Here is a 20,457-nt window from a genome sequence, read left to right as displayed (position 1 = left end):
CGTCCGTCGCCGCAAGCCGGTACTACGCGATGATGAAATCGCTGTGGTCGAACAACGTGGTGCTGCCGATTGCGACGAACAATGTGCCTGGCTTCAAGAAGCCGGCTGATCCGTCGACATCGAGCACGACGCGCGTCGCCGGCACGCCGGTGCTGCCGAAGGAAGCGATCGGCTCAAATGTCAGCACGCCGTTGGTGAACGGATCGGCGCCGACCGGGCCGAGCAAGCTCATGATCTTCGAGACGTCGATCTTGTCGCCCTCGGCGCGGTTGAAGTCGTGAATGAGGTCGACGCCGTCGTTCGTGGTCGTGAAGACGAAATGATCCGCGCCGCTGCCGCCGGTCAGTTCGTCGCCGCCCCATCCGCCGATCAGCGTGTCGTTACCGGCACCGCCGTAGAGGAGGTCGTTGCCAGTACCTCCCCGAATGAGGTTGTCGGCAGCATTGCCGGTCCCGGTGAAATTGAACGTACCGGAATAGAGCAAATCCTCGAAGTTGGCCGGCAACGTGAACTGAGTGAGGGTGGTCTGGACCGTGTCATGGCCTTCATTGGCGAATTCCACCAGCGTGTCGCCGGGGCTCTCGACGAGATAGGTGTCGTCTCCCTTGCCGCCCTGCAGCGTATTTGCCGAACCGCCGCCGCCGTACAGCGTGTCGTTGCCGTCGAGACCGATCAGATAGTCGTTGCCGGTGTTCCCTTGAATCCAGTCGTCGCCGGCGGTGCCGATGCCGATGAAGTCTGCTGGCCCTAGATAGAAAAGCTTCTCGACATTGGGCGCCAGCACGACAAACGTCGCCGTGGTCGTGAGGGTGTCGTAGCCCTCGTTTGGCTGCTCGAAAATCGTGTCCGAGCCGTTGCTGCTGGAATAATAGTCGTCGCCGACGCCCCCGACCAGCGTGTTCAACCCGCCGCTGTCGAACAGGGTGTCGTTGCCATCCCCACCATAGAGCGTGTCGTTACCCGCTCCGCCATAGAGCACGTCGACGCCATCCTGGCCGAGTAGCGTGTCATTGCCCGATCCGCCGATCAGCGTGTCGCCACCCGTTCCACCCAACGCGAAGATCGCGGTCCCCGTCGCATGCGCGTCGAGAAGATCGTTTCCGGATCCGCCGTCGAAATAGACTTGCCCTGTCAGCGCTGTCGACGACAGGTCTCCGATCGTCAGAACATCATCTGTTCCATAAACCGTATAGTAGGGAAAGTAAGGTTGGCCCGGCGGCGCCGGATCATGCGTGCCCACGAAGCTGAAGTTCTCAACCCCGTACATCGTCACAGCCGAGACATGCGTCTGCGGACCGGGCGGAGGTAGAGTGACGTAGTCATAAAAAACCGAAGAGATGGTGAATACCGCTGATCCATCGATATCCGCAAAGAGGTTGTAACGTGGCGGATCGAGCGCGTAACTATAGTTCGAGTACGCCATCCAGACGCCACCGCCCACCTGGACCGTATCATTGCCCAGACGCCCGTAGACGACATCGCCATAGGACGGGGTGAAGACGTCGGGACCGTCGGTTCCTTCAATGTACATTATTCCAAATACTCCAAAATGCGGCCGGGCGGGCGCCCGCCAGAAAAGCAAGGCGGCTGGCGCTGGATCATCCGGTTGTCGCGATGCGCGGCCGCAATTATGAGGCGATCATGCCGCCTTGTCGACACGTGCAATTGTGTCTCTTTAGTATGAATTTCAATCGGATCGTTCTCGGCATGGCCGCTTTGGCCGCAAACATCAAATGTTTGACCCCACAAAACAAGTCACCGCGTCGCCGACGCCGGCCGCGAAACGGCTTCGGCAACAGCCGCGATTTTTTTGTGATGTTTCACGCGGCGCACCGGGCGCCAACATATTGCTGGATCAGCGGCTCAAGCCGGCTTCTTGACGATCTCAAAGCCTCTGGCCGCCAGCTCCTTCAAAATGCTCGCTGCCAGGTGCGAGCACTCATCCGGCTTGATCCAGCACGAACTCCGCCAATCCGGGTCGTCGTCTCTGGAATATGCGGTGAAGGCGGACCGGATTCCGGCTTCGATTGCATTGGCGGCTTCGTTTGGCATGCGGGCTCTCCCTGCCATCTCTCGCATGAGGCTTCATGGAATATCCGTGGCAACGTCGACGGCAATCAACACCTTCTGTGAACTTCACCATGGCCTTGCCGCCGCGATTACTCCGCGGCAGCAGGCGTGGTCTTGGCGGCTTCCAGCGCCGCTGCAATCGCGTCGTCGACCCGTTCGAGCCAGATGAACTCCAGCTTCTCGCGGGCGCTCGCCGGGATGTCGTCGTAGTCGCGCCTGTTGCGCGCCGGCAGCATCACGCGGGTCAGCCCTGCCGCGGCGGCAGCGACCACCTTCTCCTTGATGCCGCCGACCGGCAGCACCAGGCCGCGCAGCGAGATCTCGCCGGTCATCGCGGTGTCGCTGCGCACGGTGCGATCGGTCAACAGCGAGGTGAGGGCGGTGAACATCGCAACGCCCGCGCTCGGGCCGTCCTTCGGCGTTGCGCCCGCCGGGACGTGAACGTGGATGTCGTTCTTCTCGAACACGGCAGGATCGATGCCGAGCTGGGTGGCGCGATTCTTCACCAGCGTCAGCGCGGCCTGCACGCTCTCGCGCATGACGTCGCCGAGCTGTCCGGTGATCATCAGCCCGCCGCGGCCCGGCGTGCGTGACGCCTCGATGAACAGGATGTCGCCGCCGACCGGGGTCCAGGCGAGGCCGGTGGCGACGCCCGGAATGCTGGTGCGCATCGCGATTTCGTTCTCGAACCTGGGCTGGCCGAGCAGCGGCACGATGTCCTTTGGCGCGATGCTGACATGGCTGGTGCTGCCTTCGGCGATCTGCACGGCGACGTTGCGCAGCACCTTGCCGATCTCGCGCTCGAGATTGCGGACGCCGGCCTCGCGGGTGTAGCTCTTGATCACCAGCCGCAGCGCCTCCGGATCGAGCTCGACCTGCTCGGCCTTCAGCCCGTTGGCCTCGAGCTGGCGGCGCACCAGATAGCGTTTTGCGATCTCGAGCTTCTCCTCCTCGGTGTAGCCGGCGAGGCTGATCAGCTCCATGCGATCGAGCAGCGGCCCGGGGACGCCGTCGAGCATGTTGGCGGTGGCGATGAAGACGACGTGCGAGAGGTCGAACGGCACGCCGAGATAATTGTCGCGGAAGGTGCCGTTCTGCTCGGGGTCGAGCACTTCGAGCATCGCGGCCGAGGGATCGCCCTGGATGCCGCGGCCCATCTTGTCGATCTCGTCCAGCATCATCACGCAGTTGCGCGCGCCAGCCTTCTTGATGGCCTGGATGATGTTGCCGGGCAGCGCGCCGATATAGGTGCGGCGGTGGCCGCGGATCTCGGCCTCGTCATGCACGCCGCCGAGCGAGACGCGGACGAACGGCCGCGCCATCGCGCGGGCGATCGACTGGCCGAGCGAGGTCTTGCCGACGCCGGGCGGGCCGAGGAAGCAGAGGATCGGCGCCTTGCCGCCGGGCGCGAGTTTTCGTACCGCGAGATACTCGATGATCCGGCTCTTGATCTTCTCTAGACCATAGTGATCCTCGTCGAGGATCTTGCGCGCCTCGGCGATGTCGATCGGCTTCTCCGCGGGCAGTGCCCACGGCAGGTCGATCAGCCAGTCGAGATAGCTGCGCACCATGCCGGATTCGGCCGCGGCCTCCGGCATCCGCTCGTAGCGGCGCAGCTCCTTTTGTGCCTGGCCCTCGGCCTCCGGCGGCATCTTCGCTTCCACAATTGCCTTGGTCAGCTCGGCCACCTCGGCGGCCTTGCCGTCGCCTTCGCCGAGCTGGCGCTGGATGGTCGCCATCTGCTCGCGCAGGATCGCCTCGCGCTGCCGCTCGTCGAACGCGGCCTTGGTCTTCTGGCCGATCTCCTGGCTCAGCCGCAGCACCTCGATGCGCTCGGCGAGATGGCGCGAGACCTTGTCCATGCGGGCCGCAAGGTCGATGGTCTCGAGGATGTCCTGCTTCTCCTGCGGCTTGATGTCCATGTAGGAGGTCGCAAGATCGGCCAGCGTCGCCGGCGAGGTGGTGCCCTGCAGCGCGGCGATCAATTCCTGCGGCACCTGCGGCAGCAATTGCGCGGCCTCCAGCGCCTGCCGCTGCAGGTTGAGAAAGCGCGCCTCGATCTCGGGCGAGGTCGTGGTCGGCTCGGGGATCTGCAACACGCGGGCCGCGGGGAACGGCGTACCCGGCAGATAGTCGAGCACGCGCATGCGCTGCACGCCCTGGCAGACCAGGTGATGGGTCTCGTCGGCGCCGGTGATGTAGCGCACGATGTTGGCGACGGTGCCGATGCGGTAGAGGTCGTCGGGGCCGGGATCGTTCACCTCGGGGTCGCGCTGTAGCAGGATGCCGATCTGGCGCTGCTCGCGCACCGCCTGCTGGGCGGCGGCAATCGATTTGGGCCGCCCGATCGTGATCGGGATGATGACGTTCGGGAACAGCACGGTGTTGCGCGCCGGCACGAGGATCAGCGCATCGCTCGGTATCGACGTCGCGCGGTCGGGCGACGATGCGGATCCAGCGGTTGAGATGTCGGAAGCAGCCATGTCGAAATCCTCAACGCGATTTGCCGAGCCGCAGGCCGACGCAGCCATGCGCGGTGAAGCGGTTGATGGTGTAGCGGCCGGTCGGTAGCGCGATACGGCGCTCGAACCGGCCCTGCGGCAGCTCGAGACGCAGGATGCGGGCATCGCGCAGCTCGGGGGGCAAGGTGCGGCGGCCGCTGATCACCAGCGTCGCGCCGTCGAGCGCGGTCTCCACGTCACCGGGGTCGACCCCGGGCAGCGCAATGAAAATCAGGATTTCGTCGTCGGTCTCGATGACGTCCATCGGCGGTTCCCAGCTCGGCTCGCGGTTGCCGGTCTGGGGATGCAGGTTGAGGAACCGCTGGTGCATGCGCTCGGCCCGGGCCAGCGTCTCGATCGCGTCAGACAGCATCCAGTTGATCGGGTCCTTGGACCGCATGGCACTCTCCATGTCGTATTGGGGGTGAGGTTACCGGTCTTGCCGCCGACCGTAAACCGCCCGTCGGGCGGGCCGGATCGGGCCGTAAAAACCGTCATAATGTTCCGATTTGGCGAAACCGGCGGGTGCGCCCCTTTATGCCGCGGCTATGCGGCTTGTTCCGGGGCCATCTCGAATTCCTACGTCCGTCTCAGCATCTTCCCAAGTGACGCGGTGCGCCGAGATGCGCGCCGCAGGAAGGAAGGTGGGACATGACCTTGCTGTATTCACACGATGTCCGAATGGTCGAGGCCTCGGCATCCACTCGCTTGCCGTTGCGGCGGATGTTCAGGCGGATCCGTGCCGTGTTTCGGACCATCCACCGCTCGATCGCCGCGGCGAAGATCCATCGGCTGCGCAACGAGCTGTTGCTGCATCGCGGCCACGAGGACTGGGCCAAGATGAACCTGAATATCGGCGTGCTCGGCAGCGACGCCGAGAAATATCCGCGGCCGCCGGTCGTGCTCGGCGAGAAGTGGGATTACTGAGATGCGCGCCGCTCTGTCGACCGCTGCCGTCACCGTGCTGCGCCGCGCGGGCGAGCAGCTGTTCAAATTTCTCGCCTGGATCGGCGAGGAGCCGATCACCGTCTACCGGCCCGAGGCGCACTACATGCGCGGACCCGGACCGGCCTGGCGGGCCAAGCATCAAGGCGGTCAGGTCGCCTCGCTTCGCCGCGTCAGGTGATCGAGCAGGTTCATCGGCAGCGGAAACACCACGGTCGATGAACGCTCATTGGCGATGTCGTGCAGCGCTGCGAAATAGCGCAGCTGCATCGCCTGCGGCTCCTGGGCGAGGATCCGTCCGGCCTCGACCAGCTTCTCGGCGGCCTGCTGCTCGCCCATCGCGTTGATCACCTTGGCGCGCCGCAGCCGCTCCGCCTCGGCCTGCTTGGCGATCGCCCGCACCATGGTCTCGTTGATGTCGACGTCCTTGATCTCGATGCCGGTGACCTTGATGCCCCAGACGTCGGTCTGCTTGTCGAGGATCTCCTGAATATCGGCGTTCAGCCGGTCGCGTTCGGCCAGCATCTCGTCGAGCTCGTGCTTGCCGAGCACCGAGCGCAGCGTGGTCTGGGCGAGCTGGCTGGTCGCGGCCATGTAGTCGCTGACCTTGATGATGGCGCGCTCGGGGTCGACGATGCGGAAATACAGCACGGCGTTGACCTTGACCGAGACGTTGTCGCGCGAGATCACGTCCTGCGGCGGCACCACCTGCACCACCACGCGCAGATCGACCTTCACCAGCTGCTGCACCACCGGAATCAGCAGGAACAGCCCCGGGCCCTTGACGCCGGTGAAGCGGCCGAGCGTGAACACGACGCCGCGCTCATATTCGCGCAGCACGCGGATCGCCTGCGACAGAAAGATCACGACCAGCAGCGCGATCGCCGCGTAGGTGAAATAATCGAGCATCATACTGAGCCTCCCTCGCCGGTGGTGGCCGGGGCGCGCCGCACCACCAGCGTCAAATCGATGATATTGGCGACCTCGACCCTGTCGCCGGAGCTGAACGCCTCGGCGCCGCGCGCCTGCCAGCGCTCGCCATTGGCGAACACGTGGCCCGACGTGCCGGACCAGTCGAGCACCTCGGCGGACAGGCCCTGCATTGCCTGCGCGCCGGTCAGCACCGGTCCCTTGGCGGCGCGGCGCAGCGCGCCGAGCACGGCCACCAGGAAGGCGGCGAAGGCCGCCGTGGTGATGCCGATCACCCACCAGGACAGGGTGTAGCCGGGCGCCTCGATCCGAAACAGCATCAGCGCGCCGAGCACGAACGCGATCAGCCCGCCGACGCCGACCACGACCGTCGGGGTGAAGGCCTCCACGGCGAGCAGGCCGATGCCGACCAGCATCAGCGCGAAGCCGGCATAGTTGACCGGCAGCAGATTGAGCGCATAAAGGCCGAGCAGCAGGCAGATCGTGCCGACCACGCCGGGGCCGATCAGGCCGGGCGACATGAACTCGAAGATCAGCCCGTAGATGCCGACCATCAGCAGGATGAAGGCGACGTTGGGGTCGGTGATCACAGCAAGGAAGCGCGCAATCCAGCCGGGATCGATCGCCTCGCGCGTGGCATCCCTGGTCGCGAGGCGCTGCGTCTTGCCGCCGGCGACCTCGACCTCGCGGCCGTCGACCTGCTTGAGCAACTCGGCCTCGTCACGCGCGATGAATTCGACCGCCTTGGCCTGCAGCGCGCCGTTGGCGGACAGCGTGGCGGCCTCGCGCACCGCCTTCTCGGCCCAGTCGGCGTTGCGGCCACGCAGCTCGGCGAGGCTGCGGATGAAGGCGACGGCGTCATTGGTCGCCTTCGCCGACATGGCATCTTTCGCCTCGTCCTTCTTGTCCTTGCCGTCCTTGTCGGGCGCACCGCCGGGCAGCCCCGGAAATGCGCCGCCGATCTGCACCGGCGTCGCGGCGCCGATATTGGTGCCCGGCGCCATCGCCGCGATGTGCGTCGCATAGAGGATGTAGGTGCCGGCGCTCGCCGCATGGGCGCCGGACGGCGCGACATAGCCGATGACGGGAACGGGCGAGGCGAGCACGTCGGCGATGATCTCGCGCATGCTGGTGTTGAGGCCGCCCGGCGTGTTGAGGCGCAGCACGACGATTTCGGCGCGGCGCTCGGCGGCTTTTGCCAATGCGCTCTTCACATAGCTGGCCGACGCCGGGCCGATTGCGCCGTCGATTGCAATGGTCAGGGCAAGGCGGCTGTTCTCCTCCGCGCCGCAGGGGCGGATCGAGACAGACAGAGCAACGATCGCTATCGCCGCAACGAGGGCCGCCCTTAGCGTTTGCACGGCAAGCACTCCCTTGCCGAGGATATGGGGCGCCGCGCGCCAAGCTCAATATGGGCGCGGTGTCGCGGCACTGTGCAAGCGAGCCATTGTGCGTTGCGATGGCAGCGTTGGCCGGTCTCACTGCGCGGTTGCAAGGTACTCGTCGGCAAGGCAGGACATCGCGTCCGCGACCGCGGCCTTCGCCGCGGCGTCGAGCGGCACGATCGGCAGCCGCGTTGCCGGCTCGATGAAGCCGAGCAGCGCCAGCGCGAACTTCAGCGCGGCGGGATGCTCGCGCTCGAGCAGCGTGGCGAGCGGCACCAGCCGCCGGTGCAGATAACGCGCCGGCTGCAGACGGCCTTCGCGAAGATTGCGGTACACGGCCAAGCACAAATCGGGCGCGACATTGGTCATCGCCGAGACGCAGCCATGGCCGCCGGCGGCGAGCCAGGCGAGCGACGTCGCGTCGTCGCCGGTCAGCAGCCGGAACGCCGCCGGCAGCCGCGGCTGCAGCCGCAGCAGCCGGGCGAGGTCGCCGCTGCCGTCGCGCAGACCGGCGAATTGCGGCGAGGCCGCGAGCTCGACCAGCGTGTCGTCGGGCAGGCCCTTCACGGTGCGCGAGGGAATGTCGTGCAGGATGACCGGCAGCGTCGTCGCAGCGGCGACGGCGCGGAAATGCGCCGCCATGCCCTGTGGCATCGGCCTGACGTAGTAGGGCACGACGGTCATGATGGCGTCGGCGCCGGCTTGCTCCACGGCGCGGGTGAACGCGACGGCGCGGTCGGTCGCGTTCGAGCCGGCGCCGGCGATGATGCGCGCGCGCCCCCGCGCAATGCCGGCGGCGATGCGGACCAGCTGCTCGCGCTCGAAAAACTCCAGCGTCGCATTCTCGCCGGCAGTTTCGCCGACCACCAGCGCGGTGGCTCCGGCCGCGATCTGGCGCTCGCACAGCCGGCCAAAGGCCTCCGTGTCGATCTCGCCGCGATCGTTGAAAGGGGTCGGAAGATCGGGAATGAAACCCGACAGCCATTCGGCCGAGGCCGCGCGCGATGTCATCGGTGGCTCAAGCCACGCGGCGTGCGGGGAAGGTGGCGGCTTCGCCGGCCATATCGAGCTCGATCTCACGCGACAGCTCGATGATCATTTCGGGGTGTTGGCCGTTCTCGAACAGCGCGTATTTGACGGCCTGGGCGCGGTTGACGAACAGGCCGCCAAACAGGCCGTTCTGTTGCTGGGCGACCCACTGGCCGCGACGGTTGCGGCCGATGAAGACAATGGAAGACGCTGTACTACACGAAGGAGGTTCGACGAGTTTCACGTTGGTCAGTCCTTGTAATGACATTCACGCGATCAGTGTGTGATGTCAGGGATATGAAATCGAGCGCGACAGCCGAGCGACTTCATAGGAACGGCATAGGATTTTGAGGGAGGAATTCAGAGCCGCTGCACGATGCCGGTGGTGAGCGCGCACAGCGCGGCATAGCCCGCCATCTCGTCCCAGTGATTGAGCTGGGCGGTAAACGGCGGCTCGCGCCTGACAACGGCGACCACGGCGCAGATCAGCGCCGACATCCACAACAGCACGACCAGGCCCTTGCCGAAGCCGACATTGGCGAACATGGCAAAGCCGGTCATGATGGCGAGGCGGAATCCGAACCTGACCAGCACCTGCACCGGGCGCAGCGCGCGCGGCAGATCCTTGGCGCCCATGGCGGTGCCGCCGTCAGCCGAAATTGTCGGTGAGCAGCGGCTCGTAGAGCGCGCCGGCGTCGCGGCGGACGCTGGGCACGCTGGGCCGGCTCTCGGGCGCGCTGATCCGCTGCGCCTCGACGAAGGCGGCCAGGATCGCGAGCGCGAGGTCGGCATGACGGGTCTCGACCGACGGGTCGAGCCAGTCCGGCAGCTCGCGTTGCCGCGACAGCGCGCAGTGCCACTCGCCCTCGTCATAGACCAGGCGGCGGACTTGCCATTGCGGCAGCTCGAGATCGATCAGCGCCAGCGCCGCATCGGTCCATGCGCCGGATAGAATCAGGCGCTCGACCCGCGAGCTCTTGACGCTCTGTCCGGCCGAGGGAAAGCGCCGGCAGCTTTGCCTGACGATGTCGGCCATGAACTCGGCCGTGACCGCATAGGCGTCGCGCAGCCGCTCGGCGAGCGCGGTGGAGGTGTGTTGTGCATACAGTGACATGACTTGATCTCGTTCACGCGCGGCCCAACACGTTGGCCGCACGCCCAAAATGACTGGGCCGCCATTTAAATACGAGATGAGGGCAGGGGCCGAGATATAGGGATTCCATAAAGGTTCCGTCGTCCGTGCGCGGGCCGGATCGAGCACCGCCAGTTTCGGCTGCGATTCGCCGGGCTCGTGGGCAGCTGTCTGCGCCAGCATCCGAGCACGCCGCCCTCTAGCGTCGCCAAGACGGTGTCAACCCCATGCGACTATCAGTCATATGGTTCTACCTGAGATTGATGCCACGCTGACGCGGCGCTATGGTTTCACGAGCTGGGGAGGCCGACGCCAGGTGGCATCTCCCGCGAACCGTCGCCGCTCGAGAACGCATGCGTACCGTCGTTTCGTGGTTACGCAATCCCGTGGGATCTGCCGCCCCGGTCATTTGCGGCTCAGTCAATGGAGGTGTCTGAAATGGCCCGACTTGTCCAAGAGTTTATCGCGGGATCAGATCCGGTTCGTTCGATCTCGGTCTCGGGCAACGGTCAGCGAATGGCGTCGACGACCGGCCGCATGACTGACGGTGTGCGGTTTTGGAACGTGCAATCCGGCGGGCTGCTCCACACGTTTTCCCCGGTCGATGACCAGGATGAAATCAGCGGGGTGGCGTTGTCTCCGGAAGGATTTTTCCTTGCGGCAGCCACCCATCACTATTTGCTGCTGTGGGACATCGAGGCCGGCCGGCAGATCGGCACAGTCGAAACGCCCTTCGGCGGCACCAGTGTCGTCTTTTCCCGTGATGGATCCTTCATTCTCTTCACGCATGGTCATCGCTATTCGCGCTTCGACACGGCGCTCGCCCTGAAGATGGAGCACGATCTGCAGAGCGGGCCGATATCCTCACCATCGCTGTCGGCGGGCGGACGGTTCGCGGCGTCGATCCACGAGCCCGGCCAACCCAACATCATCGTCTACGATCTCCTCAATGACCGTGCAGCGCTGAAGACGTCTCAGACCGGGGTCTACTCCGCCGTTGCGATGGGCCCGGATGATGGTGTCGTGCTGACGGGCAACATCCACGGCAAGCTGGAGACCCTGAACGCGCAGACCGGTGACTCGATCCGCAAGTTCGACCTCCCGGGTCATTCAAGGAACGTGACCAGCGTCGTGTTCTCGCCCGACGGCAGCCTGGCATTGTCTGGCAGCGAGGACTTCTCCGCGAAGCTTTGGGACGTGAATACCGGAAGGGAACTCGATACGCTCGACCACGGTCACGGATTCGTGTCATGCGTCGCCTTCTTGCCCAACGGAAAGCTCGCGCTCACCGGCGGGCATGACAACAAGGTGAAGCTCTGGGAGCTCGCGCCATAGCGCATATCCTCCGCTAGGTGAGCGTTTCCGGCCAATTCCGTCCAATCCCGGAATTGGTCAAGGGATATCGGTCAAGCGATGTCATCTGCAATTGCGCGTCGCATGACGCTGCCGTTGCGGCCTGCGCAGGGCTGGCACTTATAGGATTCCTATAACGTGCTTATGCGCGCCCTCTCGAAAACCTATGCCCCGGATGGCACTTCACGGCAATCCGGCACGGGGTGCTTATGCGCCTCCCGTGGCCTGTGACGCATAGGAGTCTCTCATGATGGACATTGTCATGGCGGCGCTCGCGATCGGCCTGTTCGCGGCCGGCATCGGCTACGCATACGCCTGCGAACGGCTGTAAGGGAGGCGGCGATGATCTTCGACTATTCGCTCGCCGGCCTCGTCTCGCTCGGCCTGCTGTTCTACCTCACCTACGCATTGCTGCGCCCCGAACGCTTCTAGGCATCAGCCATGCTCGCACTTTGCCAGATCCTCGTCGCCGACGCGGTGCTGACCGGGCTGTTGCTCGGCGTATTCGCGTCGCTGCTGCGTCACGCGCCCATTCGAAAGGTTTGACTTCGATGACCGTCATCGGCTGGATTCAAATTATTCTGTTCTGCGCCATCGTCGCCGCGCTGGTCAAACCGCTCGGCGGCTACATGACCCGCGTGTTCAGCGGCGAGCGCACCTTCCTCTCGCCAGTGCTGCGGCCGGTCGAGCGCGGCATCTACTGGGTCGGCGGCGTCGACGAGCGGCGCGAGCAGCACTGGCTGACCTATGCGGTCGCCATGCTGCTGTTCCATGTCGGCGCGTTCTTCCTGATCTACGGCTTGATGCGGCTGCAGGCCGTGCTGCCGTTCAACCCGGCCGGACAGTCCGCGGTCGCCGAGGACCTCTCCTTCAACACCGCGATATCGTTCCTCACCAACACCAACTGGCAGAACTACGGCGGCGAGAGCACGCTGTCTTATCTGGTCCAGATGCTCGGCCTCACCCCGCAGAACTTCCTGTCGAGCGCGACCGGCATCGCGCTTGCGGTGGCGCTGATCCGCGGCTTTGCGCGCTCCTCGATGCGTACGATCGGCAATTTCTGGGTCGACGTGACGCGCTGCACGCTCTACGTGCTGCTGCCGGTCTGTGTCGTCTATGCGCTGTTCCTGGTTTCGCAGGGCATGCCGCAGACCCTCGGCGCCTATGTCGACGCCACCACGCTGGAAGGCGGCAAGCAGACCATCGCGCTCGGGCCGGTGGCCTCCCAGGTCGCGATCAAGATGCTCGGCACCAATGGCGGCGGCTTCTTCAACGCCAACGCCGCGCATCCGTTCGAGAACCCGACCGCGCTGTCGAACCTCGTGCAGATGGTCTCGATCTTCGCGATCGGCGCTGCGCTCACCAACGTGTTCGGCCGCACGGTCGGTAACGAGCGCCAGGGCTGGGCGATCTTCGCCGTGATGGGCATCCTGTTCATCGCCGGCGTCGCCGTCACCTATTGGGCCGAAGCCAACGGCACCTCGACCCTGCAGGCGCTTGGCCTCTCCGGCGGCAACATGGAGGGCAAGGAGGTCCGCTTCGGCATCGTCGCGTCCTCGCTGTTCGCCGTCATCACCACCGCGGCATCCTGCGGCGCGGTCAACGCCATGCATGACAGCTTCACCGCGCTCGGCGGCATGATCCCGCTGATCAACATGCAGCTCGGCGAGCTCATCATCGGCGGCGTCGGCGCCGGGCTTTACGGCATGCTGCTGTTCGTCGTGCTGGCGATCTTCGTCGCCGGCCTTATGGTCGGCCGCACCCCGGAATATGTCGGCAAGAAGATCGAGGCGCGCGAGGTCAAGATGGCGATGCTCGCGATCCTGGTGCTGCCGCTGATGTATCTCGGCTGGAGTGCCGTCGGGGTGGTGCTGCCGTCGGCGGTAGCCTCGATCGCCAATCCCGGCCCGCACGGTTTCACCGAGGTGCTCTATGCCTATACCTCGGCGACCGCCAACAACGGCTCGGCCTTCGCGGGCCTGACCGGCAACACCTTCTTCTACAATCTGACGCTTGCCATGGCGATGTTCGTCGGCCGCTTCTTCATGATCGTGCCGGCGATGGCGATCGCGGGCTCGCTGGTGGAGAAGAAGTCGATCCCGGCCTCGGTCGGCACCTTCCCGACCACCGGCGGGCTGTTCGTCGGCCTCGTCATCGGCGTGATCCTGATCATCGGCGGCCTGACCTTCTTCCCGGCGCTGGCGCTCGGGCCGATCGTCGAGCACCTCGCGATGAACGCCCACACCCTGTTCTGACCTGATACGTCCGGAGTGACATCCATGGAAACCATGAAACTGCAGAAGCAGGTGACGGCGTCGACCATGCTCGACCCGAAGATCCTGGTGCCGGCGATCTGGTCGGCGTTCGTCAAGCTCGATCCGCGGCTGATGGCGAAGAACCCCGTGATGTTCGTCGTCGAGGTGGTGGCCGCGTTGACCACGGTGATCTTCGTCCGCGACCTCGTGACCGGTAGCGCCAGCCTCGGCTTCACCTTCCAGATCATCATCTGGCTCTGGTTCACGGTGCTGTTCGCCAACTTCGCCGAGGCCGTGGCCGAAGGCCGCGGCAAGGCGCGGGCGGAATCGCTGAAGAAGACCCGGACCGAGACCCAGGCCAAGCTCCTGACCGGCACAGACCGGACCTATCGCATGGTGCCCGGCACCTCGCTGAAGGTCGGCGACGTCGTGCTGGTCGAGGCCGGCGACAACATCCCGTCCGACGGCGAGGTGATCGAAGGCGTCGCCTCGGTCAACGAGGCCGCCATCACCGGCGAGTCCGCGCCTGTGATCCGTGAATCCGGCGGCGACCGCTCGGCGGTCACCGGCGGCACCCAGGTGCTGTCGGACTGGATCCGCGTCCGCATCACCGCAGCCCAAGGCTCGACCTTCATCGACCGCATGATCAAGCTGGTGGAAGGCGCCGAGCGGCAGAAGACGCCGAACGAGATCGCGCTGAACATCCTCTTGGCCGGCCTCACCATCATCTTCGTGTTCGCGACGGTGACGATCCCGAGCTACGCCGCCTATGCCGGCGGCTCGATCTCGGTTGTTGTGCTGGTGGCGCTGTTCGTCACCCTGATCCCGACCACGATCGGCGCGCTGCTGTCGGCGATCGGCATCGCCGGCATGGACCGCCTGGTGCGCTTCAACGTGCTGGCGATGTCCGGCCGCGCGGTCGAGGCCGCCGGTGACGTCGACACGCTGCTGCTCGACAAGACCGGCACCATCACGCTCGGCAACCGCCAGGCCACCGCGTTCCGGCCGATCCGCGGCGTCACCGAGCAGGACCTGGCGGATGCCGCCCAGCTCGCCTCCCTCGCCGACGAAACCCCGGAAGGCCGCTCCATCGTGGTGCTGGCCAAGGAGAAATACGGCATCCGCGGCCGTGACATGCACGAGCTCGCGGCGACCTTCGTGCCGTTCACCGCGCAGACCCGCATGAGCGGCATCAACGCCGGCTCTTCGTCGGTGCGCAAGGGGGCGGTCGATGCGATCCTCGGCTATGTCGAGGGCGGCGAGCCCCGCACCGTTGCCTCCGGCAACACGGTCCGCTCGATCGCGGCGACGATGAGCGCCGAGGCGCGCGAGATCCAGGCCATTGCCGACGAGATCGCCAAGGCCGGCGGCACCCCGCTGGCCGTGGCCAAGGACGGCAAGCTGCTCGGCGTCGTGCACCTGAAGGACATCGTCAAGGGCGGTATCCGCGAGCGCTTTGCCGAGCTGCGCCGGATGGGCATCCGCACCGTGATGATCACCGGCGACAACCCGATGACCGCGGCCGCGATCGCCGCGGAAGCCGGCGTCGACGACTTCCTGGCGCAGGCCACCCCCGAGGACAAGCTCAAGCTGATCCGCGAGGAGCAGTCCAAGGGCAAGCTGGTGGCGATGTGCGGCGACGGCACCAACGACGCGCCGGCGCTGGCGCAGGCCGACGTCGGTGTCGCCATGAACACCGGCACCCAGGCCGCGCGCGAGGCCGGCAACATGGTCGACCTCGACTCCAACCCGACCAAGCTGATCGAGGTGGTCGAGATCGGCAAGCAGCTCTTGATGACCCGCGGCGCGCTGACCACGTTCTCGATCGCCAACGACGTCGCAAAATACTTTGCGATCATCCCGGCGATGTTCCTCGCGTTCTATCCGCAGCTTCAGGTGCTGAACATCATGCACCTCGCGAGCCCGCAGAGCGCGATCCTGTCGGCGATCATCTTCAACGCGCTGATCATCATCGCGCTGATCCCGCTGGCCCTGAAGGGCGTCAAGTACCGTGCAATCGGTGCCGGCGCGCTGCTCAGCCGCAATCTGATGATCTACGGCGTCGGCGGCATCATCATCCCGTTCATCGGCATCAAGGCGATCGACCTCCTGGTCGCCGCCCTGGGCCTGGCCTAACCCGTGCAACCGTCATTGCGAGGAGCGAAGCGACGAAGCAATCCATCCATCCGTTATGCCGAACCATGGATTGCTTCGCTGCGCTCGCAATGACGACAGAGATTTAGGAGACTGACCATGTTGAGAGAAATTCGCCCCGCCATCCTGGTCCTGGTCCTGTTGACCGCGATCACGGGCCTCGTCTATCCGCTCGCCATCACCGGGATCGCCGGCGTCATTTTCCCGAGACAGGCGCAGGGCAGCCTGATCGAGAAGGACGGCAAGGTGATCGGCTCCGCCCTTATCGGGCAGGAGTTCAAGGAGGACAAGTACTTCCACGGCCGGCCGTCGGCGACGCTGGCGCCCGATCCGAACGATTCCACCAAGACCGTGCCGGCGCCGTATAACGCGGCCAATTCCGGCGGCTCCAACCTCGGTCCGACCAGCAAGGCGCTGGCCGACCGCCTGAAGGACGATGTCGAGAAGCTGAAGGCCGAGAACCCGAACGCGCAGGTGCCGGTCGATCTCGTCACGACGTCCGCCAGCGGGCTCGATCCCGACATCTCGCCGGAGGCCGCGCTGTTCCAGGTGCCGCGGGTCGCCAAGGCGCGCGGCATGTCCGCGGATGCGGTGCGCGAGCTGGTGACGCAGAACACGCAGGGCCGCTTTGCCGGCGTGCTCGGCGAGCCGCGCGTTAACGTTCTTGCGCTCAACCTGGCGCTGGACGGCGCCGGCTCGAAATAGGGGAGTAGGCTCAATCCGCTGGGATGACTATATTGCGGTATGGCCAGTCAGCGCCGCGACCCTGAAAAAAGACCCTCGCCGGATGCGCTGCTGGAGGCAGCGCGCCGGGAGACCGATCGTTCCGGGCGGCTGAAGATCTTCATCGGCGCCGCCCCCGGCGTCGGCAAGACCTACGAGATGCTGCAGAGCGCGCACGCCCGCCTCAAGGCGGGCGTCGATGTCGTGGTCGGCGTGGTCGAGACCCACGGACGGGTCGAGACCGAGGTGTTGGTGAAGGGTCTCGAAGTGGTGCCACGCAAGCGCCTCGCCTACCGCGACCAGACCCTCGAGGAGATGGACCTCGACGCCGTGCTGGCGCGGCGCCCGCAGCTCGCGCTGGTCGACGAGCTCGCCCATACCAATGCGCCGGGCAGCCGGCACCCGAAGCGCTATCTCGACGTCGAGGAATTGCTGTCGAACGGCATCGACGTCTACACCGCGATCAACATCCAGCACATCGAAAGCCTCAACGACGTGGTCGCGCAGATCACCCATGTGCGGGTGCGCGAGACCGTGCCCGACTCGGTGATCGATCGCGCCGATGCCATCGAGCTGATCGACCTCACCCCCGACGACCTGATCCAGCGGCTGAAGGAGGGCAAGGTCTATGTGCCCCGGCAGGCCGAGCGGGCGCTGGAGCACTATTTCTCGCCGGGCAATCTGACCGCGCTGCGCGAGCTGGCGCTGCGCCGCACCGCCGAGCGGGTCGACGAGCAGCTGCTCAACCACATGCAGGCCAATGCGATCGCCGGCCCCTGGGCAGCGGGCGAGCGCATCCTGGTCTGCGTCAGCGAAGACCCGCGCGCGGCGGGCCTCGTGCGCTACACCAAGCGCACGGCCGACCGGCTGCATGCGCAGTGGACCGCGCTCAGCATCGAGACCCGGCGCAGCCTGCAGCTCAGCGACGAGCAGCGCGACCGGCTCGCCGACACCATGCGGCTGGCGGAATCGCTCGGCGGTGAGGCGCTGACCATTCCCGGCGTCGGCCGCCGCATCGCCGACGACATCATCAGCTTTGCGCAAGCCAACAACGTCACCCAGATCATCATCGGCAAGTCGACGCGCTCGCGCTGGTTCGAGCTGACCCATGGCTCGGTCGTGCACGATCTGGTACGCCGCGCCGGCAATATCAGCGTCAATGTGATTGCCGGCGACGAGCAGCCAGTCGGCAAGGCGGCGGTGCAGACCGCGCAGCGGCAGGAGCCGTTCAATCCGCGGCCCTATCTGATGTCGCTGCTCTTGGCGGCAATCGGCCTCGGCGCCGCCAAGCTAATCCAGCCGTATTTCGGCATCGAGAACGTTGACCTGGTGTTCCTCACTGCCGTGGTCGGTGCCGCGGCGCGCTACGGCCTCGGGCCCTCGCTGCTGGCCAGCGTCGTCGCCTCGCTGTGCTACAATTTCTTCTTCCTGCCGCCGGTCTACACTTTCACCATCACCGACCCGACCAATGTCGCGGCGTTCTTCTTCTTCATGCTGATCGCGCTCTTGGTCTCCAACGTCGCGGCGCGGGTGCGGATCCAGGCCGACACCGCGCTCAGCCGCGTCCGCACCACCGAGTCGCTCTATGCGTTCAGCCGCAAGCTCGCGGGCACCGCGACGCTGGACGACGTGCTGTGGGCGACCGCCTATCAGATCGCCCTGATGCTGAAGGTGCGGGTGGTGCTGCTGCTGCCCGAGGACGGGGTGCTGACGGTGAAGAGCGGCTACCCGCCGGAGGACCAGCTCGATCAGGCCGATCTCGCCGCCGCCAACTGGGCCTGGGGTAACGACCGCCCGGCCGGCCGCGGCTCGGATACCCTGCCGGGCGGCAAAAGGCTGTTCCTGCCGATGCGCACCGGTCGCGGACCGATCGGCGTGATCGGCATCGACGACGACCGCACCGGACCGTTGCTGACGCCGGACCAGCGCCGCCTGCTCGACGCGCTGGTCGATCAGGGCGCGCTCGCGATCGAGCGGGTGCTGCTGGTCGAGGACATGGACCGCGTCAAGCGCACGGTCGAATCCGACCGGCTGCGCGGCGCGCTCTTGACCTCGATCTCGCACGACCTCAAGACGCCGCTGGCCTCGGTGCTCGGCTCGGCCTCGACCCTGCGCGATCTCGGCGCCAATCTGAGCGACGCGCAGAAGCATGATCTGCTCGCCACCGTGATCGACGAATCCGAGCGGCTGAATCGGTTTATCGCCAATCTGCTCGATATGACCAAGCTGGAATCCGGCGCGATCGTGCCCAACACCGCGCGGCACGATGTCGGCGAGATCATCGGCAGCGCGCTGCGCCGTGCGGCAAAAATCCTGGTGCATCACAAGGTCTCGCTGGATCTGGCGGCCGATCTGCCGATGCTGGAGCTCGACGCCGTGCTGTTCGAGCAGGTGCTGTTCAACCTGCTCGACAACGCAGCGAAATATTCGCCGTCCGACACCACGATCGCGATCCGCGGCCTCCGTGATCGCAATGCGGTGACGTTGCAGGTGCTCGACGAGGGCAACGGCATTCCGGCGGCCGAGCTGGAAAGCGTGTTCGACAAATTCTATCGCGCCGAGAAGGGCGACCATGTCCGCCCGGGCACCGGCCTCGGCCTTGCGATCTCGCGCGGCTTCGTCGAGGCGATGCGCGGCACGATCGCGGCGGCCAACCGCTCCGACCGCAGCGGCGCCGTCATCACCATCCGCCTGCCTGTTACGGCGGACACCAACGCGCTGGATACTGCTGCATGAATGCCACGCCGATCAAAGTCCTGGTCATCGACGACGAGCCGCCGATCCGCAAGCTGCTGCGGATGGGCCTGAGCACGCAGGGCTACGACATCCTTGAAGCGTCCAACGGCAAGATCGCTCTGGAGAAATTGGCCGAGGACCCGGCGCTGATCATCCTCGATCTCGGACTGCCCGACATCCAGGGTCACGACCTCCTGCGCATGATCCGCGGCCGCAACGAGGCCGTCCCGATCGTGGTGCTGTCGAGCCGCGGCGACGAGGCCGGCAAGGTGCAGGCGCTCGATCTCGGCGCCGACGACTATCTGACCAAGCCGTTCGGCATGGACGAGCTCTTGGCGCGGCTGCGCGCCGCGCTGCGGCACCAGCTACAGGTGCAGGGCGAGCGGCCGGTGTTCCGCTCCGGCGATCTCTCGGTCGACCTGGTGCGCCGCATCGTCAAGGTCGGCGAGAGGGATATTAAACTGTCGCCGAAGGAATACGACCTGCTGCGCGTGCTGGTGCAGCATGCCGGCAAGGTGCTGACCCACCGCTTCCTGCTCAAGGAATTGTGGGACGAGTTGACCGACGCGCAATATCTGCGGGTCTATGTGCGCCAGCTGCGCCAGAAGATCGAGGCCGACCCCGAGCGCCCGCAATTCGTATTGACCGAGACCGGCATCGGCTATCGGCTGCGCGCCGCGGATTAGGTGCGCTCTTGTAGCCCGGATGAGCGAAAGCGATATCCGGGGGGCTTCCACGATTTCGGAATTTTGGAAGGGTAATGCTGAGTTGCCCGACGTGTCAAGTGGCTTGGACAGTCGCCTGTTCGAGTCGCCTATTCGAGCGCGGTCCACCACCCGCTACCGCCGTCCGCCGCCGCCGCCTACTTTGCATGGGGTTGTTTTTCGGCATTTGGTTGGCGGGCCCCTGCAGGCGGGATCTGCTCCAGTTCGGAACCTTCGTTCCGATCGAGGATTGGTTTCCTTCAGCGGGAGAGAAGCCATGGCAAGAAAGTACTCGCGAAAAGCATCGAGCGACGTCGAGCGCGTGATGAAGAAGCGCAAGGCCGGCACGCTGCGCAGCGGCCGCTCCAAGAAGAAGGTAAAGAGCCGCAAGCAGGCGATCGCGATCGGCCTGTCGGAAGCCCGCGCCAAGGGCAGGAAAGTGCCGAAGAAGGCGTCCAAGAAGCGCAAGACGAAGAAACGCAAGGCTGCAAAGAAGCGGTAGGGCACTCGGACCATCCACCGTCATTGCGAGCGAAGCGA

20 protein-coding genes are annotated in these 20,457 nt (G+C 65.6%); 10 read left to right on the top strand and 10 right to left on the bottom strand.

What is annotated here, in order from left to right; translation table 11 throughout:
* Nucleotides 1-22: 22 nt before the first annotated feature.
* From XH93_RS31975 to XH93_RS31960, 4 genes are all read right to left on the bottom strand, one after another.
* The gene (locus XH93_RS31975; protein ID WP_194470506.1) at nucleotides 23-1,582 is read right to left on the bottom strand and encodes a calcium-binding protein; all 1,560 of its coding nucleotides are present in this window, start codon (nucleotides 1,580-1,582) and stop codon (nucleotides 23-25) included.
* Between the two features lie 281 nt (nucleotides 1,583-1,863).
* Nucleotides 1,864-2,052: a hypothetical protein gene (locus XH93_RS31970; RefSeq protein ID WP_194470505.1), complete on the bottom strand. Its 189-nt coding sequence runs from the start codon at nucleotides 2,050-2,052 to the stop codon at nucleotides 1,864-1,866.
* 107 nt (nucleotides 2,053-2,159) lie between these two features.
* On the bottom strand, nucleotides 2,160-4,553 hold the full coding sequence (gene lon, locus XH93_RS31965; RefSeq protein ID WP_194470504.1) for an endopeptidase La: 2,394 nt from the start codon (nucleotides 4,551-4,553) through the stop codon (nucleotides 2,160-2,162).
* Nucleotides 4,554-4,563: 10 nt separating this feature from the next.
* Nucleotides 4,564-4,971 (bottom strand): Hsp20/alpha crystallin family protein, encoded by a 408-nt coding sequence (locus XH93_RS31960; RefSeq protein ID WP_139485916.1) that lies wholly within the window; start codon nucleotides 4,969-4,971, stop codon nucleotides 4,564-4,566.
* A 251-nt stretch (nucleotides 4,972-5,222) separates the two neighbouring features.
* Here XH93_RS31960 and XH93_RS31955 point away from each other — a divergent pair, with 251 nt between their 5' ends.
* Nucleotides 5,223-5,498, top strand: a complete 276-nt coding sequence (locus tag XH93_RS31955) for a hypothetical protein (protein WP_210340408.1) — start codon at nucleotides 5,223-5,225, stop codon at nucleotides 5,496-5,498.
* Nucleotide 5,499: 1 nt separating this feature from the next.
* Complete coding sequence (locus XH93_RS31950; RefSeq protein WP_139485918.1) at nucleotides 5,500-5,697, top strand: hypothetical protein; 198 nt, start codon at nucleotides 5,500-5,502, stop codon at nucleotides 5,695-5,697.
* Here the strand turns inward: XH93_RS31950 and XH93_RS31945 are convergent.
* The 6 genes from XH93_RS31945 to XH93_RS31920 form a co-directional block, all read right to left on the bottom strand.
* On the bottom strand, nucleotides 5,667-6,428 hold the full coding sequence (locus XH93_RS31945; RefSeq protein ID WP_139485919.1) for a slipin family protein: 762 nt from the start codon (nucleotides 6,426-6,428) through the stop codon (nucleotides 5,667-5,669). The genes XH93_RS31950 and XH93_RS31945 overlap by 31 nt on opposite strands.
* Nucleotides 6,425-7,807 (bottom strand): nodulation protein NfeD, encoded by a 1,383-nt coding sequence (locus XH93_RS31940; protein ID WP_194470502.1) that lies wholly within the window; start codon nucleotides 7,805-7,807, stop codon nucleotides 6,425-6,427. Before XH93_RS31940 ends, XH93_RS31945 begins: the two co-directional genes overlap by 4 nt.
* Before the next feature lie 117 nt (nucleotides 7,808-7,924).
* On the bottom strand, nucleotides 7,925-8,842 hold the full coding sequence (gene dapA / locus XH93_RS31935; protein ID WP_194470501.1) for a 4-hydroxy-tetrahydrodipicolinate synthase: 918 nt from the start codon (nucleotides 8,840-8,842) through the stop codon (nucleotides 7,925-7,927).
* Nucleotides 8,843-8,849: 7 nt separating this feature from the next.
* Complete coding sequence (locus tag XH93_RS31930) at nucleotides 8,850-9,104, bottom strand: hypothetical protein (RefSeq protein WP_172628340.1); 255 nt, start codon at nucleotides 9,102-9,104, stop codon at nucleotides 8,850-8,852.
* 116 nt (nucleotides 9,105-9,220) lie between these two features.
* Entirely contained in the window at nucleotides 9,221-9,496 is a 276-nt protein-coding gene (locus XH93_RS31925) for a hypothetical protein (RefSeq protein ID WP_139485923.1), read from the bottom strand.
* Between the two features lie 13 nt (nucleotides 9,497-9,509).
* Nucleotides 9,510-9,974 (bottom strand): hypothetical protein, encoded by a 465-nt coding sequence (locus tag XH93_RS31920; RefSeq protein WP_194470500.1) that lies wholly within the window; start codon nucleotides 9,972-9,974, stop codon nucleotides 9,510-9,512.
* Between the two features lie 456 nt (nucleotides 9,975-10,430).
* On the opposite strand from XH93_RS31920, the gene XH93_RS31915 reads away from it, so the two are divergent.
* From XH93_RS31915 to XH93_RS31880, 8 genes are all read left to right on the top strand, one after another.
* The gene (locus XH93_RS31915; protein WP_194470499.1) at nucleotides 10,431-11,327 is read left to right on the top strand and encodes a WD40 repeat domain-containing protein; all 897 of its coding nucleotides are present in this window, start codon (nucleotides 10,431-10,433) and stop codon (nucleotides 11,325-11,327) included.
* A 360-nt stretch (nucleotides 11,328-11,687) separates the two neighbouring features.
* The gene (locus XH93_RS31910; protein ID WP_016846764.1) at nucleotides 11,688-11,777 is read left to right on the top strand and encodes a K(+)-transporting ATPase subunit F; all 90 of its coding nucleotides are present in this window, start codon (nucleotides 11,688-11,690) and stop codon (nucleotides 11,775-11,777) included.
* A 119-nt stretch (nucleotides 11,778-11,896) separates the two neighbouring features.
* A complete protein-coding gene (kdpA, locus tag XH93_RS31905; RefSeq protein ID WP_194470498.1) occupies nucleotides 11,897-13,600 on the top strand; it encodes a potassium-transporting ATPase subunit KdpA in 1,704 nt (567 codons plus the stop codon).
* A 24-nt stretch (nucleotides 13,601-13,624) separates the two neighbouring features.
* On the top strand, nucleotides 13,625-15,736 hold the full coding sequence (kdpB, locus tag XH93_RS31900; RefSeq protein WP_194470497.1) for a potassium-transporting ATPase subunit KdpB: 2,112 nt from the start codon (nucleotides 13,625-13,627) through the stop codon (nucleotides 15,734-15,736).
* A 117-nt stretch (nucleotides 15,737-15,853) separates the two neighbouring features.
* Complete coding sequence (locus tag XH93_RS31895; protein ID WP_194470496.1) at nucleotides 15,854-16,459, top strand: K(+)-transporting ATPase subunit C; 606 nt, start codon at nucleotides 15,854-15,856, stop codon at nucleotides 16,457-16,459.
* A 39-nt stretch (nucleotides 16,460-16,498) separates the two neighbouring features.
* Entirely contained in the window at nucleotides 16,499-19,213 is a 2,715-nt protein-coding gene (locus XH93_RS31890) for a sensor histidine kinase KdpD (protein ID WP_194470495.1), read from the top strand.
* Nucleotides 19,210-19,899, top strand: coding sequence for a response regulator (locus XH93_RS31885; RefSeq protein ID WP_139485930.1), 690 nt, complete (start codon nucleotides 19,210-19,212; stop codon nucleotides 19,897-19,899). The genes XH93_RS31890 and XH93_RS31885 overlap by 4 nt, the downstream gene beginning before the upstream one ends.
* 295 nt (nucleotides 19,900-20,194) lie before the next feature.
* The gene (locus tag XH93_RS31880) at nucleotides 20,195-20,419 is read left to right on the top strand and encodes a DUF6496 domain-containing protein (protein WP_194470494.1); all 225 of its coding nucleotides are present in this window, start codon (nucleotides 20,195-20,197) and stop codon (nucleotides 20,417-20,419) included.
* The last annotated feature ends 38 nt before the right edge of the window (nucleotides 20,420-20,457 follow it).

Origin of the sequence: Bradyrhizobium sp. CCBAU 51753, assembly GCF_015291565.1 — a bacterium.
GTDB classification, from domain to species: domain Bacteria; phylum Pseudomonadota; class Alphaproteobacteria; order Rhizobiales; family Xanthobacteraceae; genus Bradyrhizobium; species Bradyrhizobium ivorense.
This window is presented reverse-complemented; position numbering and strand designations above follow the sequence as displayed.

What these genes read in the sequence shown, in the direction of transcription:
- XH93_RS31970 (WP_194470505.1), bottom strand. Translation starts at nt 2,052, where the DNA reads ATGCCAAACGAAGCCGCCAATGCAATCGAAGCCGGAATCCGGTCCGCC.
- lon (WP_194470504.1), bottom strand. Translation starts at nt 4,553, where the DNA reads ATGGCTGCTTCCGACATCTCAACCGCTGGATCCGCATCGTCGCCCGAC.
- XH93_RS31960 (WP_139485916.1), bottom strand. Translation starts at nt 4,971, where the DNA reads ATGCGGTCCAAGGACCCGATCAACTGGATGCTGTCTGACGCGATCGAG.
- XH93_RS31955 (WP_210340408.1), top strand. Translation starts at nt 5,223, where the DNA reads ATGACCTTGCTGTATTCACACGATGTCCGAATGGTCGAGGCCTCGGCA.
- XH93_RS31950 (WP_139485918.1), top strand. Translation starts at nt 5,500, where the DNA reads ATGCGCGCCGCTCTGTCGACCGCTGCCGTCACCGTGCTGCGCCGCGCG.
- XH93_RS31945 (WP_139485919.1), bottom strand. Translation starts at nt 6,428, where the DNA reads ATGATGCTCGATTATTTCACCTACGCGGCGATCGCGCTGCTGGTCGTG.
- dapA (WP_194470501.1), bottom strand. Translation starts at nt 8,842, where the DNA reads ATGACATCGCGCGCGGCCTCGGCCGAATGGCTGTCGGGTTTCATTCCC.
- XH93_RS31925 (WP_139485923.1), bottom strand. Translation starts at nt 9,496, where the DNA reads ATGGGCGCCAAGGATCTGCCGCGCGCGCTGCGCCCGGTGCAGGTGCTG.
- XH93_RS31920 (WP_194470500.1), bottom strand. Translation starts at nt 9,974, where the DNA reads ATGTCACTGTATGCACAACACACCTCCACCGCGCTCGCCGAGCGGCTG.
- XH93_RS31915 (WP_194470499.1), top strand. Translation starts at nt 10,431, where the DNA reads ATGGCCCGACTTGTCCAAGAGTTTATCGCGGGATCAGATCCGGTTCGT.
- XH93_RS31910 (WP_016846764.1), top strand. Translation starts at nt 11,688, where the DNA reads ATGATCTTCGACTATTCGCTCGCCGGCCTCGTCTCGCTCGGCCTGCTG.
- kdpA (WP_194470498.1), top strand. Translation starts at nt 11,897, where the DNA reads ATGACCGTCATCGGCTGGATTCAAATTATTCTGTTCTGCGCCATCGTC.
- kdpB (WP_194470497.1), top strand. Translation starts at nt 13,625, where the DNA reads ATGGAAACCATGAAACTGCAGAAGCAGGTGACGGCGTCGACCATGCTC.
- XH93_RS31895 (WP_194470496.1), top strand. Translation starts at nt 15,854, where the DNA reads ATGTTGAGAGAAATTCGCCCCGCCATCCTGGTCCTGGTCCTGTTGACC.
- XH93_RS31890 (WP_194470495.1), top strand. Translation starts at nt 16,499, where the DNA reads ATGGCCAGTCAGCGCCGCGACCCTGAAAAAAGACCCTCGCCGGATGCG.
- XH93_RS31885 (WP_139485930.1), top strand. Translation starts at nt 19,210, where the DNA reads ATGAATGCCACGCCGATCAAAGTCCTGGTCATCGACGACGAGCCGCCG.
- XH93_RS31880 (WP_194470494.1), top strand. Translation starts at nt 20,195, where the DNA reads ATGGCAAGAAAGTACTCGCGAAAAGCATCGAGCGACGTCGAGCGCGTG.